12 protein-coding genes are annotated in these 17,994 nt (G+C 73.5%); 3 read left to right on the top strand and 9 right to left on the bottom strand.

Features of this window, described 5'->3' with window-relative positions; all coding sequences use genetic code 11:
* The first annotated feature begins 74 nt into the window (after positions 1–74).
* The 3 genes from ACIQGQ_RS00250 (at position 75) to ACIQGQ_RS00260 (ending at position 6,190) form a co-directional block, all read left to right on the top strand.
* On the top strand, positions 75–2,825 hold the full coding sequence (locus tag ACIQGQ_RS00250) for a YbhN family protein (protein WP_402388716.1): 2,751 nt from the start codon (positions 75–77) through the stop codon (positions 2,823–2,825).
* Positions 2,826–2,946: 121 nt separating this feature from the next.
* A complete protein-coding gene (locus ACIQGQ_RS00255) occupies positions 2,947–4,539 on the top strand; it encodes an alpha/beta hydrolase (protein WP_402388719.1) in 1,593 nt (530 codons plus the stop codon).
* A gap of 82 nt (positions 4,540–4,621) precedes the next feature.
* Complete coding sequence (locus ACIQGQ_RS00260; RefSeq protein ID WP_402388721.1) at positions 4,622–6,190, top strand: alpha/beta hydrolase; 1,569 nt, start codon at positions 4,622–4,624, stop codon at positions 6,188–6,190.
* Between the two features lie 62 nt (positions 6,191–6,252).
* Here the strand turns inward: ACIQGQ_RS00260 and moeZ are convergent, their stop codons facing one another.
* The 9 genes from moeZ to ACIQGQ_RS00305 all read right to left on the bottom strand — a co-directional run bounded on the left by moeZ (position 6,253) and on the right by ACIQGQ_RS00305 (position 17,947).
* Positions 6,253–7,431, bottom strand: a complete 1,179-nt coding sequence (gene moeZ, locus ACIQGQ_RS00265; RefSeq protein WP_366292948.1) for an adenylyltransferase/sulfurtransferase MoeZ — start codon at positions 7,429–7,431, stop codon at positions 6,253–6,255.
* A gap of 85 nt (positions 7,432–7,516) precedes the next feature.
* Entirely contained in the window at positions 7,517–8,332 is an 816-nt protein-coding gene (locus ACIQGQ_RS00270; RefSeq protein WP_402388724.1) for a spherulation-specific family 4 protein, read from the bottom strand.
* Positions 8,320–9,285: an NAD-dependent epimerase/dehydratase family protein gene (locus ACIQGQ_RS00275; RefSeq protein WP_366292942.1), complete on the bottom strand. Its 966-nt coding sequence runs from the start codon at positions 9,283–9,285 to the stop codon at positions 8,320–8,322. Before ACIQGQ_RS00275 ends, ACIQGQ_RS00270 begins: the two co-directional genes overlap by 13 nt.
* Positions 9,286–9,439: 154 nt before the next feature.
* Entirely contained in the window at positions 9,440–10,636 is a 1,197-nt protein-coding gene (locus ACIQGQ_RS00280; protein ID WP_402388727.1) for a hypothetical protein, read from the bottom strand.
* A 106-nt stretch (positions 10,637–10,742) separates the two neighbouring features.
* A complete protein-coding gene (locus ACIQGQ_RS00285) occupies positions 10,743–12,482 on the bottom strand; it encodes a DUF3492 domain-containing protein (RefSeq protein WP_402388730.1) in 1,740 nt (579 codons plus the stop codon).
* A 191-nt stretch (positions 12,483–12,673) separates the two neighbouring features.
* Complete coding sequence (locus ACIQGQ_RS00290; protein WP_402388733.1) at positions 12,674–14,254, bottom strand: dipeptide ABC transporter ATP-binding protein; 1,581 nt, start codon at positions 14,252–14,254, stop codon at positions 12,674–12,676.
* Complete coding sequence (locus ACIQGQ_RS00295) at positions 14,251–15,240, bottom strand: ABC transporter permease (RefSeq protein WP_402388735.1); 990 nt, start codon at positions 15,238–15,240, stop codon at positions 14,251–14,253. Before ACIQGQ_RS00295 ends, ACIQGQ_RS00290 begins: the two co-directional genes overlap by 4 nt.
* Positions 15,237–16,220 carry an ABC transporter permease gene (locus ACIQGQ_RS00300; protein WP_402388738.1) on the bottom strand — a complete coding sequence of 328 codons (984 nt, stop codon included), beginning with the start codon at positions 16,218–16,220 and terminating at the stop codon, positions 15,237–15,239. The genes ACIQGQ_RS00295 and ACIQGQ_RS00300 overlap by 4 nt, the downstream gene beginning before the upstream one ends.
* Before the next feature lie 2 nt (positions 16,221–16,222).
* The gene (locus ACIQGQ_RS00305) at positions 16,223–17,947 is read right to left on the bottom strand and encodes an ABC transporter substrate-binding protein (protein ID WP_402388741.1); all 1,725 of its coding nucleotides are present in this window, start codon (positions 17,945–17,947) and stop codon (positions 16,223–16,225) included.
* Positions 17,948–17,994 lie beyond the last annotated feature (47 nt).

The following is a 17,994-nucleotide window of genomic DNA, read 5'->3' on the forward strand; positions in this document are numbered from 1 at the left end:
TGCCACCATCGTGCGGGCGGTGACCGGTGATACGAGAACACGAAGACCAATCAGAGGCGACGAAGGAGCAGGGCGTGCAGCCACCGAAGGCGGCCAACGCCCCTGATGCCGAGCCGCGACCGGACATTCCGGACAGCGCGGGCCCGGACACCCCCGGCGCGGCCGGATCGACGCTGTCGACCGTCGCCGAGGAGCAGGCCGAGCGCGTCTCCGGGGACGAGCCGCTGCTCCCCGCCCGGGTGCACCGCCCCTCCGACCTCATGCGGCTGCTCATCGGGGTGCTGGCCATCGCGGTGCTGTTCGCCGTCGCCGCCTTCGCCCACGGCACCACCACCGGCCTCGAACAGGACATCACCAAGGGCACCGGCCAGGCGCCCGACCTCCTGATCAAGATGGCGGGCCTGGTCTCCAGCATCGCCGTCCTGCTCGTCCCGGTCGTCTTCGCCATCGAGCGGCTGATCAAACGCGACGGGCTGCGGATCGCCGACGGGGTGCTCGCCGCCGTGCTGGCCCACGGCGTCACGCTCGCCGCCGATCTCTGGGTCGCCCGGTCCGCACCCGGCACCATCCAGGACGCCCTGACCCAGCCGCAGCCGGGGGACGCGCTCAGCGACCCGGTGCACGGCTATCTCGCCCCGGTGATCGCGTACATGACGGCGGTCGGGATGGCGAGACGGCCGCGCTGGCGGGTCGTGCTGTGGGTGGTGCTGCTGCTCGACGCCTTCGCGATGCTGGTCGGCGGCTACACCACCCCGTTCTCGATCATCCTCACGGTGCTGATCGGCTGGACCGTGGCGTACGGCACGCTCTACGCGGTCGGCTCGCCGAACGTCCGGCCGACCGGCCAGCACCTGATGGCCGGTCTGCGTCATGTCGGCTTCCGCCCGGTCAGCGCGATGCGCGCCGACGAGGCGCTCGACTCGGGCGACCAGAACGACCGGGGGCGCCGCTACCTGGTCCCCCTGGAGGACGGGCCACCGCTGGACGTGACGGTCGTCGACCGCGAACAGCAGGCCCAGGGCTTCTTCTACCGGGTGTGGCGACGGCTCACCCTGCGCGGCATCACCGAGCGCCGCTCCATCCAGTCGCTGCGCCAGGCCCTGGAGCAGGAGGCGCTCCTCGCCTACGCGGCGATCGCCGCCGGGGCCAACGCGCCCAAGCTGATCGCCACCTCCGAGCTCGGGCCGGACGCCGTGATGCTGGTGTACGAGCACATCGGCGGCCGCTCGCTGGACGCCCTGGAGGACGCGGAGATCACCGACGAGCTGCTGCACGGGGCCTGGCGGCAGGTGAAGGCGCTCCAGTCGCGCCGGATCGCGCACCGCAGGCTCACGGGCGACGCCATCCTGGTGGATCGTTCCGGCACGGTGTTCGTCACCGATCTGCGCGGCGGCGAGATCGCGGCCGGTGATCTGCTGCTGCGGATGGACGTGGCCCAGCTGCTCACCACGACCGGTCTGCGGGTCGGTGCGGAGCGGGCCGTCGCCGGGGCGCTGGAGGTCCTCGGACCGGACGCCGTCGCGGACTGCCTGCCGCTGCTCCAGCCGATCGCGCTGAGCCGCTCCACGCGGGCGGCGCTGCGCCGGCTCGCCCGGGAGCGTTCGCAGCGGGAGCGCGAGGCGGTGCTGGCGGCCTCGGACGCGGCGAAGCGGGCGCGGGCGCAGGAGCACGCCGCCCAGCCCGCCGCCCCGGACAGTGCGGTGACCGGCGCGGACCGCCGGGCGGACCGCAAGGCCGACCGCAGGGCGCTGCGCGACCACAAGCAGGCCGAGAAGCGCGCCCTGGACGACGCCCTCGAAGAGGCCCGCGAGGAGGACCTGCTCACCCAGATGCGGCGCCAGGTGCTGCTGATCCGCCCGCAGGCACCGGTCGAACCGGTACGGCTCGAGCGGATCAAGCCCCGCACCCTGGTCAGCTGCATCGCCGGGGCGATCGCCGCGTACTTCCTCATCTCCCAGATCACCCAGCCGGACTTCGGCGCGGTGGCCGAGCAGGCGGAGTGGGGGTGGGTGGCGGCGGCGGTCGGCTTCTCGGCACTCACCTACGTCGCGGCGGCGATGAGCCTGCTGGGCTTCGTACCGGAGCGGGTGCCGTTCGGGAAGACGGTACTGGCGCAGGTCGCCGGGTCGTTCGTGAAGATCGTCGCCCCGGCCGCGGTCGGCGGGGTCGCGCTGAACACCCGGTTCCTGCAGCGCGCCGGGGTGCGCCCCGGGCTCGCCGTGGCGAGCGTCGGCGCCTCGCAGCTGTTCGGCCTCGGCTGCCACATCCTGCTGCTGGCCGCCTTCGGCTATCTGACCGGCACCGAGAAGACCCCGTCGTCGCTCACCCCGTCCAGGACGGTCATCGCCGGTCTGCTGACGGTCGCCGTGCTGGTGCTGGTGGTGACGGCCGTCCCGTTCCTGCGGAAGTTCGTGGTGACCCGGGTGCGGTCGCTGTTCGCCGGGGTGGTGCCGCGCATGCTCGACGTGGTGCAGCGGCCGCAGAAGCTGCTGACCGGCATCGGCGGGATGCTGCTGCTGACCGGCCTGTTCGTGATGTGCCTGGACGCCTCGGTGCGGGCGTTCAGCGGTCCGGACGTCCCGCATCTGAGCTACGCCAGCATCGCGGTGGTCTTCCTCGCGGGCAACGCGCTCGGGTCCGCGGCGCCCACCCCGGGCGGAATGGGCGCGGTGGAGGGCGCGCTGACGCTCGGTCTGATCGCGGTCGGACTGCCGAAGGAGGTCGCGGCGCCCGCCGTGCTGCTGTACCGGCTGCTGACGCTCTGGCTGCCGGTGCTGCCCGGCTGGCTCTGCTTCAACCACCTGACCCGCCGGGGCGCGCTCTGACACTCCCTCACCACCCGGGCCGGGGCGGCCCCGAGGCCAGTCGGGCGACGCCCCGGCCGTCCGCCACCCGCTTGGACCGGCGCCCCGTGCGAAGCCCCCGGCGCCGCCGCAGCATGGGCGCATGAGGACCTCCCCTGCCCTGCGCACCGCCGCCCTGGCCACCGCGGCCGCCCTGCTCCTGCCCCTCGCCGCCTGCTCGAAGAGTGCCGACGGGAGCGGCCCGGCCGGGTCGGAGAACTCGCCCGTCGCGGCCGAGACCACCGGCTCCGGCCTCGCCGCCCAGAAGCTGACGTGGAAGCCCTGCCCCGCCCCGTCCGCGGCGCAGGGCGGCGGAAAGGCACCGTCCCCGCTGCCCGGCGGCACCCCCTGGGAGTGCACGTTCATGAACGCGCCGCTCGACTACGCGAAGCCCGACGGCGACACGATCCGGCTGGCGCTGATCCGGGCCCGGGCCAAGGACGAGAACCGGCGGATCGGCTCCCTCCTCTTCAACTTCGGCGGCCCCGGCGCCTCCGGCGTCGCCACCCTGCCCGCCTTCGGCACCGACTACGAGAAGCTCCGCGCCCGCTACGACCTGGTCAGCTTCGACCCGCGCGGCGTCGGCCGCAGCGAGGGCGTGAAGTGCGAGGACGACAAGCAGCTCGACGCCCGCTACGAGATCGACGCAACCCCGGACACCAGCGAGGAGGTGAACACCTTCGTCGAGAGCACCAAGAAGTACGCGCTGGCCTGCAAGCAGAACTCCGGCAAGCAGCTCCCCCACGTCGGCACCACCGAGGCCGCCCGGGACATGGACCTGATGCGCCAGGTCCTCGGCGATCAGAAGCTCCACTACTTCGGCATCTCGTACGGCACCGAGCTCGGCGGCGTCTACGCCCACCTGTTCCCGAAGAACGTCGGCCGGGCGGTGCTGGACGCGGTGGTCGACCCGACCGAGGACACCGTGCAGGCCTCGCTCGGCCAGGCCAAGGGCTTCCAGCTCGCCCTGGACAACTTCGCCCAGGACTGCGTCGACCGCGGCGACGCCTGCAAGCTGCCCGGCGCCAACGCGAAGGAGGTCGAGCAGCACATCTCCGACCTGCTGAACCGGCTGGAGAAGAAGCCGGTCCAGGGGCTCGGCCGACGCAACCTGACGCAGACCCTGGCGGTCACCGGCATCGCCGCCGCCCTCTACTCCAAGCAGACCTGGCCGCTGCTGGAACAGGGGCTCGACGAGGCCGACGGCGGCAACGGCGGCCTGCTCCTGGCCCTCGCCGACTCGATGAACGGCCGCTCCCAGAACGGCCGTTACGACAACTCGATGGCCGCCAACACCGCGATCAACTGCGCCGACTCCAAGCAGCGGTTCACCTCCGACCAGACCGAGGCCAAGCTCCCCGAGTTCCGCTCCGCCTCGAAGATCTTCGGCGACTACCTGGGCTGGTCCCTGATGACCTGCACCGGCTGGCCGGTGGCGGGCGCCTGGAACCACCCGGACGTCAGCGCCCCGGGCTCCGCCCCCATCCTGGTCGTCGGCAACACCGGCGACCCGGCGACCCCGTACGCGGGCGCCAAGGCGATGACCGACGCGCTGGGCAAGGGCGTCGGCGTGACGATGACGTACGAGGGCCAGGGGCACGGCGCGTACAACAGCGGCAACGCCTGTGTGCAGAAGGCCGTGGGCGGCTACCTGCTGGACGGCAAGGTCCCCTCGGCCGGCACCGTCTGCAAGTAGCCCCTCCTCACGTGCGCACCCCCTAGCATGGGCGGCCTCTCTTGCCCGGACGCCGGGCAGGCACACCGGGAGGACGCAACACGTGGTCGTACACGCACGCGCCGGGGCCCTGGCCGCCGCCGCGCTCCTGCTGACCGGGCTGCTCGCAGGCTGCGGCGGCTCCGCGGACGGGGAGGCGGACCGGGGGGCCGCCGCCCCGGCCGGCTCCTCGCCCGCCGCGGCCACCGGGGGGCCGGGCTCACCCCGGCTCCCCGCCTCCCTCCCCGCCCAGCGGCCGGACTGGAAGCGGTGCGGGGCCCGCGCCGGGGAGAGCGCGCCCGGCTCCGAGTGGCGCTGTGCGACGGTCCGGGTGCCGCTGGACTACGCGAAGCCCGACGGCGACACCCTCGGGATCGCGCTGATCCGCAAGCAGGCCACGGACCGGGACCGGCGCCTGGGCTCGATGCTCTTCAACTTCGGCGGCCCCGGCGGCTCCGGCGTCTCGACCCTGCCGCGCGCCGCGGGTTCGTACACGAACCTCAACACCCGCTACGACCTGGTGGGCTTCGACCCGCGCGGCGTCGCGGGCAGCGAGGGGGTGCGCTGCCGCACCGACGAGGAGCAGGAGGCCGACAACCGGAAGGTCGACATGACCCCGGACACCCCGGCCGAGGAGGCGGCCTTCATGAAGTACGGCGCCGACTTCGGCGCGGGCTGCGCCCGCCGCTCCGGCAAGGTCCTGCCGTACGTCGGCACATCGAACGCCGCCCGGGACATGGATCTGATCCGCGAGGTGCTCGGCGACCGGAAGCTCACCTACTTCGGCATCTCGTACGGCACCGAACTCGGCGGCACCTACGCCCACCTCTTCCCCGCACACGTCGGACGCACCGTCCTGGACGCCGTCGTCGATCCGACCGCCGACGCGATCGGGCACGCCCGCAACCAGGCGACCGGCTTCCAGCGGGCCCTGGACAACTACCTGAAGGACAGCGGCCAGGACCCGGCCGAGGGCACCCGGCGCATCGCCCGGCTGCTGGACCGGCTCGACCGGAAGCCGCTGCCGACCGGCTCGGGCCGTGAGCTCAACCAGTCGCTGGCCGTCATCGGCATCGTCACACCGCTCTACTCCAGGTCCAGCTGGCCGGTCCTCACCCAGGCGCTCGACGAGGCCGAGAGGAACGGCACCGGGGACACCCTGCTCCGGCTGGCCGACTCGTACAACGGCCGGGACGCCCAGGGCCACTACGGCACCCAGAGCCACGCCCAGCGCGCCGTCTCCTGCGCCGACAGCAAGCTCCGGCCGACCGCCGACGAGGCGCGGGCGCTGCTGCCGGAGTTCCGGAAGCTGTCCCCGGTGTTCGGCCCGTTCCTGGCGTGGGACACGGCCGGCTGGTGCGCGAAGTGGCCGGTGGCCGGGGAGCACGAGCACCCGGAGACGAGCGCCCCGGGCGCCGGTCCGGTGCTGGTCGTCGGCAACACCGGCGACCCGGCGACCCCGTACGAGGGTGCCCGGCGGATGGCGGACTCGCTGGGCAAGGGCGTGGGCGTCCTGCTCACCAACAAGGGCGAGGGGCACGGCGCGTACGGCCAGAACTCCTGCGTGACCTCGGCCGTGGACGCGTACTTCCTCGACGGGAAGGTCCCCGAGGACGGCCGGACCTGCTCGTAGGGCGGACATGGTGAAGGGGCCGGTCCGTGCGGACCGGCCCCTTCACCATGGCATCGGGTGTCTCAGTACACCGGCTTCTCGGGCTCGATCTGGTTGACCCAGCCGATGACGCCGCCGCCCACGTGCACCGCGTCGGCGAATCCGGCCGACTTGAGGACCGCGAGGACCTCGGCGCTGCGGACGCCCGTCTTGCAGTGCAGGACGATGCGCCTGTCCTGCGGGAGGTCCTGGAGGGCGTTGCCCATCAGGAACTCGTTCTTCGGGATCAGCTTGGCGCCGGGGATCGAGACGATCTCGAACTCGTTCGGCTCGCGGACGTCGATGATCTCGATCTTCTCGTCCGCGTCGATCCACTCCTTGAGCTGCTTGGGAGTGATCGTGGAACCGGCCGCCGCCTCCTGGGCCTCCTCGGACACGACGCCGCAGAAGGCCTCGTAGTCGATCAGCTCGGTGACGGTCGGGTTCTCGCCGCAGACCGCGCAGTCGGGGTCCTTGCGGACCTTGACCTGGCGGTACTGCATCTCCAGGGCGTCGTAGATCATCAGCCGGCCGACCAGCGGGTCACCGATGCCGGCGAGCAGCTTGATGGCCTCGTTGACCTGGATGGAGCCGATCGAGGCGCAGAGCACCCCGAGCACCCCGCCCTCGGCGCAGGACGGCACCATGCCCGGCGGCGGCGGCTCCGGGTAGAGGCAGCGGTAGCAGGGTCCGTGCTCGGACCAGAAGACGGACGCCTGGCCGTCGAACCGGTAGATCGAGCCCCAGATGTACGGCTTGTTCAGCAGTACGGCCGCGTCGTTGACCAGGTAGCGGGTGGCGAAGTTGTCCGTGCCGTCCACGATCAGGTCGTACTGGGCGAAGATGTCCATCACGTTGTCGGCTTCGAGCCGCTCCTCGTGAAGGACCACGTTCACGTACGGGTTGATGCCCAGCACCGAGTCCTTGGCGGATTCGGCCTTGGAGCGCCCGATGTCGGCCTGGCTGTGGATGATCTGGCGCTGCAGGTTCGACTCGTCGACCTCGTCGAACTCCACGATGCCCAGCGTGCCGACACCGGCCGCGGCCAGGTACATCAGGGCCGGGGAGCCGAGACCGCCGGCGCCGACACAGAGCACCTTCGCGTTCTTCAGCCGCTTCTGCCCGTCCATCCCGACATCCGGGATGATCAGGTGGCGGGAGTACCTGCGGACCTCGTCGACGGTGAGCTCGGCGGCCGGCTCGACCAGGGGTGGCAGCGACACAGGAACCTCAACAATGCAGGTGGTCGGTTTCTACGTACTTCGACTACGTACGGTTGTTCTTCCGGTAACACTGCCACGCCCCTCCTCATTCCGAGATACCAGGTCCGATCCGCGAGACGATTTCGTCCCAGTACCTGGGCAGCGTCACATATGGGTCGTTCTGTCCGCGCCGGCCGTCCCGGTCCGTGAAGAAGATCGTGCCCGCGCCCTGCCAGCGGGCCACCCGCATCGCCTCGTCCAGGTGGGTGCGCGGGACGCCGTGGACTAAGTGCGCGAACCGCTCCGGCGGGTAGGAGGCGGTCCACTCCGCCACCTGGGACCAGCGGTACTCGGTCCACCCCCCGTTGAAGGTGACCAGCTGGTCGGCGGCCTCGGCGTAGCCGGGGTACGGGTGGGTGCCCACCCCCAGCACCAGCGGCCCGCTCCCCTTCCCGTACGGGCGGCCACCGTGCTCCAGGAACGTCGCGAGGGTGCTGGTGAGCCGGCGCACCACCGGGAGGTGGCTCCGCTCGGCCGGGCAGCGGTCGAGGTAGAAGCCGTCGACGCGGTACCAGTCGAGGAAGCACTGGGCGTCGGCGATCAGCTCCGCGAAGAGACGGCTGCCGTACGCCAGGTCGAGATGGCCCAGCAGCCGCCCGCCACCGGGCCGCGCCTCCGGTCCGTGCCCGCTCCCGTGCGCGTGGCGGAGCCGGCCCACGACCTCCAGGCAGTGCGGGTCGGGGCGGGCGCCGGGGCCGTTGTCGATGTTCAGGACGGCCCAGTGCAGCGGGGTGCCGGGACGGGCCAGCTCGGCCCATTCGGTCGGCGCGAGCAACGGGTGGGCGTATCCGGGCACCCCGAAGCCGAGCCGCCCGGCACCGCTGGTCCGGCGGGCGGTGCCGGGGCTGGTCAGATGCGGCACGCGGCCTCCATCCAGATGTCCGCGAGGGATTCCTCCAGATTGATCCGGGGCCGCCAGCCCAGCCGGTCGCGGGCGGTGCGGACATCGGCCTGCTGCCAGGCGCCGCATCCGTCCGGGTAGGGCGACGGGGTCGCCGAGAGGTGCTCGATCACCGACTCGCTGGAGCTGCGCGGGGCGCCGATGGGCAGCCGGGGCGGGGGCGCGTCCAGCTCGTGGAGCGCGCCGGCGAACCCGGCGACCCGGGCGAGGACGGCGGCTGCGTCCCGCAGGCGCACGGCGCGGCCGGTCCCGATGTTGACGACGCCCTGGGCGGCGGAGAGCGAGGCGGCGTGCACGGCGCGGGCGACGTCGCGCACGTCCACGAAGTCGCGCTGCACGCCGAGGCCGCTGAGCTTCAGCTCGCCGTCGCCGGACTGCATGGCCCGGCGCATCGCCTCGGCCAGCCGCCCGAGCGGGGAGCCGGCCGGCGTGCCCGGCCCGACCGGCGAGAAGACCCGCAGCACCACCGCGTCGAGGCCGGAGCCGAGGACGAGTTCGGTGGCGGCGAGCTTGCTGACCCCGTACGGGCCGCCGGGGCGCGGGACGGCGTCCTCGGCCGTGGAGGAACCGGGCTGCGAGGGGCCGTACTCCGAGGAGCAGCCGAGCTGGACGAGCCGGGCGGTGCAGACGCTGCGCCGCATCGCCTCGCAGACGGTGGCGACGGCGACGGTGTTGTGCCGGGTCAGGTCGCGGGCCCCGCCGCGGGTGGCGCCCGCGCAGTTGACGACGACTCCGGGATGGACGGCGTCCAGGAAGCGGGTCAGCGCGCCGGGGCTGCCGCTGGCGAGGTCGAAGCGGACGTCGGCGTCGTCGCCGCGGCCGAGCGCCGTGAGGTGCACGGCGGGGTCGGCGAGCAGCCGGTCGGCCACGAAGCGGCCGAGGAAGCCATTGGCTCCGAGCAGCAGCACCCTCATCGCGCGCCCCCTCGGCGCCGACGGCCAGCTGCCGGGAAAGGGGGTTGGGGGGTCATGTCCGGTGTCTCCTAGGTATGTGAGGCGTTGGAAGGGCGGTGACCCGCGGCGTCGGCTCCGCGGGGCAGGCGTTGACGGTGATCTGGCGTGGTGTGGGTTACGCGGCGACCGGGCCTTCGTCGACCGGCCGGGCGGTGCTGTGGGCGGATGCGCGGGAGAGGACTGCGGTGGCCGCGATCAGCAGCCCGAGCGCGGCTCCGCCGCAGGCGACGGCCGGTACGGCTCCGGTGCCGGCCGTCAGGACGAGAAGGTCTACGGGGCGGGCCAGGAAGCGCAGTCCCGGCAGCCGCCCGGCCAGCACCAGGGCGGGTGCCAGCGCCTCGGCCGCGCAGGCGGCGGCGAGCCCGCCGGTGGCGAGCCCGGGGAAGCCGTGCACGGCGAGCAGCCGGGCGGCCAGCAGCAGCAGCCCGAGCGCGCCCGCTCCGGCGTACGCCCCGCCGCCCCCGTACGTCAGGTGCGCGAGGGAGAGCAGGGCGACGAGGGCGCAGAGGTGGAGAGCGACAGCGCCGAGGAGCAGGGGGCGCACGCCCGCGCCGAACTCCTCCAGGACCCGGCTGCCGATGAGCCTGCGGCGGGCGTGGACGGAGAAGAGGTGGGCGCACCAGGCGGCCGGGGCGAGCGCGAGGGCCAGGCCCAGCAGCGGTGCGGGGGTGAGCGCCCAGGGGCCTTCGGGGCCGCCGCTGAGCACCTGGTCGAGGAGGGGTTCGCCGTACAGGACGTAGCCGAGGAGCCAGCAGGTGTACGCCGTGGCGGTGGCGGAGGGGCGGGCCCCGGTGCGCAGCGGGCCGCCGCGCAGGGCGAGCGCGAGCGCGGTGAGGACGGCGAGGGCCCCGGTGAGGCCGATCGCGAGCCGGATCCGGCCGTCGAGCGCGTCCGGGGCGAGGGCGAGCGCCCCCAGGGTCGCGGCGCAGGCGGCACCCGGCAGGAGGGCGCGCAGGGTCCAGGCGGCGCGGGGCGCGGTGTCGCGCGCCGGAGCCTCCGGCGCGCCCGCGCGGCCGGTCGGCACACCGGGCACCCGGGCGAAGAGCTCCTCGGCGAGCGAGAAGACGTCGCGGTGCCGGTAGCGGGCGGCGGCGCGGTCGGTGACGCCGTGGGCTTCGAGCCCGGCGGCCAGTTCCAGCGGGTCGACGGCCCGTTCGCAGAGCTCGCGGTGGCGGTGCATCAGCGAGCGCACCGGGTCGGCGGGGCCGCGTCGCCCGGCGGCGGCCCGGCGGGCCGGGTGTCCGGGGGCGGAGTGGGCGATCTCGGGGGCGCGCGGGGCGGGGGCGCCGGGGGCCCCGGTCGGGCCGTCCATGGTGGTTCCTCCGTGGTCGTCGCCGTCCGGGTCCCGGCGGGCGGGACCGCCGGGACCCGCTCCGGTGCGCTCCGGGCCGGGGATCCACGGCGCCGGCTGTTCCGCTTCACACATCGCGGCCACCCGCTCCCCGCGTCCCCGCGCAGACGGCCCGTGGGTCGGTGGCCCAGCTGGGCTTGCGGCCGGCGGTGGCCGGGCCGGTCCAGGTGTCCAGGACGTGTGCCTCCGGCGGGGTGGCGAACGGGCGGGGCCCGCCGTCCGCGCGCTCCGCCGCCTGTCCGCGCACCGGGGCCCGGGCGATCAGTTCCAGGTAGAGACCGTGGAGGTCCGCGAGGTTCCGTTCGACGGTGAAGAGTTCGAGTGCGCGGGCGCGCGCCGCCGCGCCGAGCCGTGCACGGCGCTCGGGGTCGCGGAGCAGCGCGAGGCAGGCACCGGCCAGCGCCCGCGGGTCGCGCGGCGGCACCACGAGCCCGGTGCCGCCGATGGTCTCGACGACCGCGCCGACGTCCGTGGAGACCGTGGCCCGGCCGCAGAGCATCGCCGCGACGAGATCGGCGGGGAAGCCCTCCGCCACGCTGGACTGGACGACGACGCCGCCCGCCGCGTAGGCGTCGGCGGCCCCGGACGGACCGGCCCCGCCGGTCTCCTCGAAGGAGACCGGGGCCGCTGTTCCGCCGGGGAACAGCCGGGCCGCGAGCGCCCGGCACCGTACGAGATGGCCCTCGCCCCGGGGGCCCGGTGGAGCCGTGGTGATGATCCGCAGCCGGGTCCCCGGCTCGGCCCCGCGCACCTCGGCGAAGGCGTGCAGCAGCGTCGTCAGGTCCTTGGCGGGCTCGATCCGGCCGACCCAGACCAGGGTGTCGCCGGGGCCGCAGTCGTCGCGCTCGCCGAGCTCCGCGAAGTGGTCGGCGGCCATGCCGGGCCGGAGCGTGCGGAGCTTCGCGGGGTCGGCGCCGCACCGCTCCTGCCAGCGGCGGGCGTGGGTGGTGCCCGAGGTGACGATCGTGGCCCGGCGGTACACCTCGGTGGCCAGCCTGCCGTGGAAACTCGCGAGGAGGGCGCGCGCCGGCGCGTTCAGCAGGGTGGAGCCGGCGGCGAGGTAGTGCTCCCGCAGCCGGGCGCCGTCCTCGCTGACCAGTAAGGGGGTCCGGAAGAAATGTCCGGCCAGCAGCCCGGGGAGGGCGGCGGCACCGCCGGAGGCCGCGTGGCAGAGGTCGACGGCGCCGAGGCCCCGCTCGTCGTACCAGTCCAGCGAGAGCGGGCGCAGTGCCCGGCCGAGCTCCTGGGCGAAGGCGAGGAGGTCCGGGACGGTGGCGCTCTGCACGGTGCGTGCGGTGCCGGGGGCCCGGCAGGCCGCTTCGAGTACCTGGACGGCCGCTTCGGAGCGCAGCGCCGTGGCGAGTCCGCCGTGCTCGCGGGCCAGTTCGGCCAGGCCGTACAGGCCGTCGGCGAACCGGGGGTCCGTGTCGGCGGGGCCCCGTACGGCGGTCTCGTCCTCGCCGCCGGCCGCGCAGACCGCGGCCACGAGGTCCGCGAGCCGGTCCGTGAACCACTGCCGCTCGCGGCGGCCGTACGGGCGGGCGGTGCCGCCCGTCGCCATCCGGGCGAGCAGGCCCTTCGGGGCCCGGGGCCCGGGGCGGTGCCCGTCGTCGGCCCAGAGCGGCGCCGTACGCACCCGGCCCCCGTGCTCCGGGAACGCGCCGCACGCCTCCTGCTCCACGGAGCGGACCAGCGCGAAGAGGTCGAACTCGTGCTGCGGGAGCCCGCGTACCAGCCGGTCGCACCATGCCCCGGACTCACCGGTCGCACAGGGATGGCCACCGTCGGTGAGTAGCCCGATCCTCACGAGTACACCTCCGTTCTCCCTCGTGGGTGTCCACCGGAAAAAACGGCGGCTCACAGCGGGAAGAAGGTAAGCGCATACGCCGGTGGCGCGACGGACGGTTGTCCGTCGCACCACCGAAAGGGGTGAACCGTCGTAACTTTCCCGCCCGGACAACGTTCTGTTGTGCTGGACATACGGAAGGTCACGGGGTGTCAGGCGGCGGCCAGCTCCTTGCGGGCCGCGCGGCGCACCGCCGCCAGCGCCGGGTCGAGCGCGGGCACGGCCGCCAGAAGCTGCCGGGTGTACGGGTCCTTCGGGTCCCCGTAGACCTGGTCCACCGTGCCCTGTTCGACGATCCGGCCGCGCCGCATGACCACGACCCGGTCGCTGACCTGGCGGACGACGGCGAGGTCGTGCGCGATGAAGACCAGGGCCAGCCCGAGTTCCCGCTGGAGCCGGGCCAGCAGCGCGGTCACCTGGGCCTGGGTCGTCACGTCGAGCGCGGAGACGGCCTCGTCGCAGACGATCAGCTCCGGCTCGGCGGCCAGCGCGCGGGCGATCCCGACGCGCTGGCGCTGCCCGCCGCTGAACTCGTGGGGGTAGCGGTCGTAGCCGTCCGGGTCGAGTCCGACGCGGGTTAGCAGCTCGCCGACCCGCGCCCTGATCGCCTTCTCGTCGCGCTCGCCGGCGGCCCGCAGCGGGTCGGCGACCGACTCGCCGATCGAGCGGCGCGGGTTGAGCGAGGAGACCGGGTCCTGGAAGACCATCTGCACCCGGGCGTCCCGGGTGAGCCGGCCCGAGGTCGGCTCCAGCAGCCCGACGAGCATCCGGCCGAGGGTGGTCTTGCCGCTGCCGCTCTCGCCGACGACGCCGAGCGTCTCGCCGCGCCGCACGGCGAGCGAGACCCCGTCGACGGCGGTGAACGCGCCCTTCCCCCGGCCGAAGACCTGCCGTACGTCGACGGCCTCGACCAGCACCTCGGCGTCGGCCGTCGGCTTCGTGCCGGAGCCGGTGCGCTCCCCCGTCACCCGGGGCACCGCCGCCAGCAGTTCCCGGGTGTACGGCTCGCGCGGGGCCACCAGCACCTGGCCCACCGGGCCCCGTTCGACCGCCCGCCCCGCGCGCATGACCAGCACCTCGTCGACCGACTCGGCCGCCACGCCCACGTCGTGGGTGACCAGCAGCAGCCCCATCCCCGTCTCCCGGCGCAACTCGTGCAGCAGGTCAAGGATCTGGGCCTGCACGGTGACGTCGAGGGCGGTGGTCGGCTCGTCGGCGATGAGCAGCCGGGGTTCGCAGGCCAGGGCCATCGCGATCAGCGCCCGCTGCCGCATCCCGCCGGAGAACTCGTGCGGCCGGGACCGGGAGCGCCGGGCGGCGTCGGGGATGCCGACCCGGTCCAGCACCTGGACCGCACGGGCCCGCGCGGCCCGCCGGGAGGCCTTGTTGTGGACCCGGTACACCTCGGCGATCTGGTCGCCGACCGCGTAGTACGGGTCGAGCGAGGAGAGCGGGTCCTGGAAGACCATCGCGGCCCCGGCGCCCCGCAGGGCCCGCAGTTCCGCGTCGCTCGCGGCGGTCACGTCCACCCCGGCGACCCGGATCGAGCCGGTGACCCTGGCGCCGGTGCCCCGGTGCAGTCCGAGCAGGGCGTACGCCGAGGCGCTCTTGCCGGAGCCGGACTCGCCGACCACCCCGAGCGCCCCGCCGGGCTCCAGCGAGAACGACAGCCCGTCCACCGCCCGTACGTCGCCGAACGAGACGGACAGATCGGAGACTTCGACCAGGCTCATGCCAGCACCACCCGTCGGTCGGCCATCGCCTGGAGGATGTCGGCGACGGTATTGGCGAGGACGACGAAGAACCCGGTGACGAGCACCAGCCCCACGACGACCGGAAGGTCCACGTGCTTCACGGCGTCGACCAGTTCGCGGCCGACCCCCGGGATACCGAAGAGCGATTCGGTGAGCACGGCGCCGCCGAACATCGAGCCGATGTCCAGTGCGCCGAGCGCGATCACCGGCGCCAGCGCGCCGCGCAGCGCGTGCCGCCCGACGAGCGCCCGCTCGCCGACCCCGTACGCCCGGAAGGTCCGCACATGGTCCTCGGCCAGGGTCTCCAGCATCGAGGCCCGGGTCATCCGGGCGTACGGCGCCGCCGACACCAGGGCCAGCGAGATCCACGGCAGCAGCAGGTTCCACGCCCACTGCTCCGGGTCCTCGGTGAACGGCACGTAGTCCGGGAAGGGCAGGATCTGGAGCGCCGTGACCAGGACGATGATCAGCAGCAGCCCGATGACGAAGACGGGGGTGGCCATCCCGGCGAGGGTGATCCAGGTGAGGACGCGCTCGGTGAGCCGGCCGCGCCGCCACACCGAGAGCAGCCCGGTGCCGACGCCCAGCAGCATCCACAGCACGAAGGCGCCGAGCGCGAGCGAGGCGGTGGCCGGGAGCTTGGCCAGGATCAGCTCGGTGACCTGCTGGTCGCTCTGGTAGGAGAGCCCCAGGCACGGCGCCTGGCAGTGCAGCACACCGGTGCCGGTCGAGTAGTCGCGGCCCGCGAAGAGCCCCTGGAGGAAGTGCGCGTACTGCACGTACAGCGGGTCCCCGAGGTTCAGTTGCTCGCTGACCTGGGCGACCTGGGCGGGCGAGCAGCGCGGTCCGCAGGCGATCTGCGCGACGTTGCCGGGGGCGACGTAGAAGGCGGCGTAGACGACGACGCTGAGCACGAACAGGACGAGCACCGCCCCGCCGAGCCGTCTGAGCAGGAACCACTTCACGCGTCGGCCTCCTTCTTCCGGCCGGTGCCCACCCGCAGCCGGGACTCGGCGCGCGGGTCGAGCGCGGTGCGCACGCCCTCGCCGAGGACGGTCAGCGCCAGCACGGTGATGAAGAGCAGCAGCGCGGGGATGAGCAGATAGGTGGGCGCCGCCTGGTACCAGGTGTCGGCGTCGCTGAGCATCTGCCCCCAGGACGGGGTGGGCGGTTTGATGCCCACGCCGAGGAAGGACAGGGCCGCCTCGACGACGATGTTGCCCGGGAAGAGCAGCACGGCGTACGTGATGACGGGGGCGGCCAGCGAGGGGAGCAGTTCGCGCCGGGCGATCTGCCAGGAGCCCCAGCCGCTGAGCCGGGCGGCGGCGACGTGGTCGCGCGATTTCAGCGACAGCGTCTGGGCGCGCACGATCTTCGAGATGCCGGACCAGCCGACCAGGCCGATGATCACGGCGATCAGGACCGGGCGCGGGAAGCCTGCGGGTACGACGGCGAGCGCGCCGAGCGCGATCACCATGACCGGCAGCGCGACCACCACGTCGGTGACCCGGCTGAGCAGCTGGTCGACGAGGCGGTTGCCGAGCCCGGCGGCGAGGCCGACGGCGAGGCCGATGGCCACCTGGAGCAGGGTGGCGGCCAGCGCGACGCCGAGCGAGACCCGGGCCCCGTACACGACCCGGGCGAACAGGTCGCGCCCGGTGAGCGGTTCGACGCCGAGCCAGTGCTCGGCGCTCATCCCGCCGAAGGAGCCGAGCGGCACCCCGCCGGTGGCGGAGTCGACGAGGTCCGGGTGGTACGTGGTCGGGTCCTGGCCCTCGACGGCGGTGAGCAGCGGGGCGGCGAGCGCGGCCAGGACGAGCAGGGCGACGACGGCCGCGGCCACCAGCGCCGAGGGCCGGGCGCGCAGCCGCCGCCAGAACGGACGGGCCCCGGAGGCGGGGGCCGCCACGGCCCCCGCCTCCTCGGCCGCAGTAGCGTCGGCCATGGTTACTTGACCGCTACCTGCGAGATGTCGAGCACGCCGGTCCAGTCGCTGATCACGACGTTCTTGATGTCCTCGCCGTACAGGCGCTTGTAGACCGGGTGGAAGAGCGGCACGGTCAGGGCCCGCTCACCGACCTTCTCGTCCAGGGCGCCCCAGCGCTTCGCGGCGGCCTCGAGGTCGGTCAGCTTGTTGATCTCGTCGATCTCCTTGTTGACCGCGGGGTCGTCCAGCTGGCCGGAGTTGAAGTTGTAGCCGGCCCTGACGATCTGCCGTCCGTCGAAGACCGGCGCGAAGAACGGGCCGCCGGACGGCCAGTCGGCGCCCCAGCCGCCGAGGAAGAAGCCGGGCTCGCTCTTCACGTTGTAGACGGTGTCGGAGTAGTCGTTGCTCTCCAGACCCTTGAGCCGGACGGTGATGCCGGCCTTCTTCAGGGCCTCCTGGAGCGCGGTGGCGATCTCCGGGCCGGTGGCGAAGTCCTTCTCGTTGGAGTGGGTGAGGGTGACGGTCAGCCCGTCGGGGTGGCCGGCCTCCTTCAGCAGCTCCTTTGCCTTGGCGGCGTCGCCGTTCTTCCCGGCCGGGAAGTGGTCGTACGGAGTGTGGCCGAAAGCCGCCTGTGCGGGCAGGAAGGTGGTGGCGGGTTCGGCGAGCGAGGAGCCGCCGGCCGCGTTGATCACGGAGGAGCGGTCCACGGCGTAGGCGATGGCCTGACGCACCTTCGGGTCGTCGAAGGGCTTCACCTTCGGGTTGAAGGCGATGTAGTTGGTGTAGCCGAAGTGTCCGGTGCCGACGCGGGCGGCGAGCTTCTTGTCGCCGGTGACCTTGGCGAGTTCGGCCGGGCCGAGGTTGGTGTCGGTGGTGACGGCGGCGGCGTCGGCGCCCTGCGAGGCGGAGAGCCGCTGGTTGATGACGGCGGAGTCGAGCCCGGAGCGGACGTCGATCCGGTCGGGGTAGGCCTTGCGCTGGTCGTCGGTGGCGGCCGACCAGTGCGGGTTGCGCTCCAGGGCCAGCCGTTCGCCGTCGCCCTCGTTGCGCACCACCTTGTACGGGCCCGAGGAGACCGGGTGCTCCTCGTACTTGGTGCCGGTGTCCTTGGCCTTCGGCACCGGGGTGGTCTGGGTCTGGGTGGCCAGGAAGGGGAATTCGCCCTCCGGCTTGTTGAGGTGGAAGACGATGGTCTTCGCGTCGGGCGTCTCGATCGAGTCGAGGCCCTTCTTGTCCTTGTACGGGCCCTGGTAGTCGGCGCCGCCGATGAGCCAGTCGCGCAGGTAGGGGGCGCCGCCGGAGAGTTCGGCGGCGAAGGAGCGCTCGATGCCGTACTTGATGTCGGCGCTGGTGATCGGGGTGCCGTCCTCGTACTTCAGCCCGTCCTTGAGCGTGTACGTCCACACCGTGGCGTTCTTGCTGGGACGGCCCAGGTCGGTCGCGAGGTCGGGGACGACCTTGGCACCGGCCGCGCCGTCGGCCCGGTTGCGGGTGGTGAGCGTACGGAAGACCAGGGACGGGACGTTGCCGCCGCCGGAGGTGTAGAGCCGGGCGGGGTCGAAGTCCGACTGGGGCTTGCTGTTGAGGACGGTGAGCGTGCCGCCCTTCGCCGGCTTCCCGGCCGCTCCGGCACCGCTGTCGCCGCCCTTCTTGTCCTCGGGCCCGCAGGCAGCGACACTCGCGGCGACGACGAGTACGGCGGTGGCCGCTGCCACGCGGCGCGATATGACGGACGGTTGACGCATCGGAAGATGACCTCTCGGACGTACTGCCTGAAAACGGGAGAAAATAA

Source organism: Streptomyces sp. NPDC092952 (assembly GCF_044754785.1).
GTDB lineage: Bacteria > Actinomycetota > Actinomycetes > Streptomycetales > Streptomycetaceae > Streptomyces.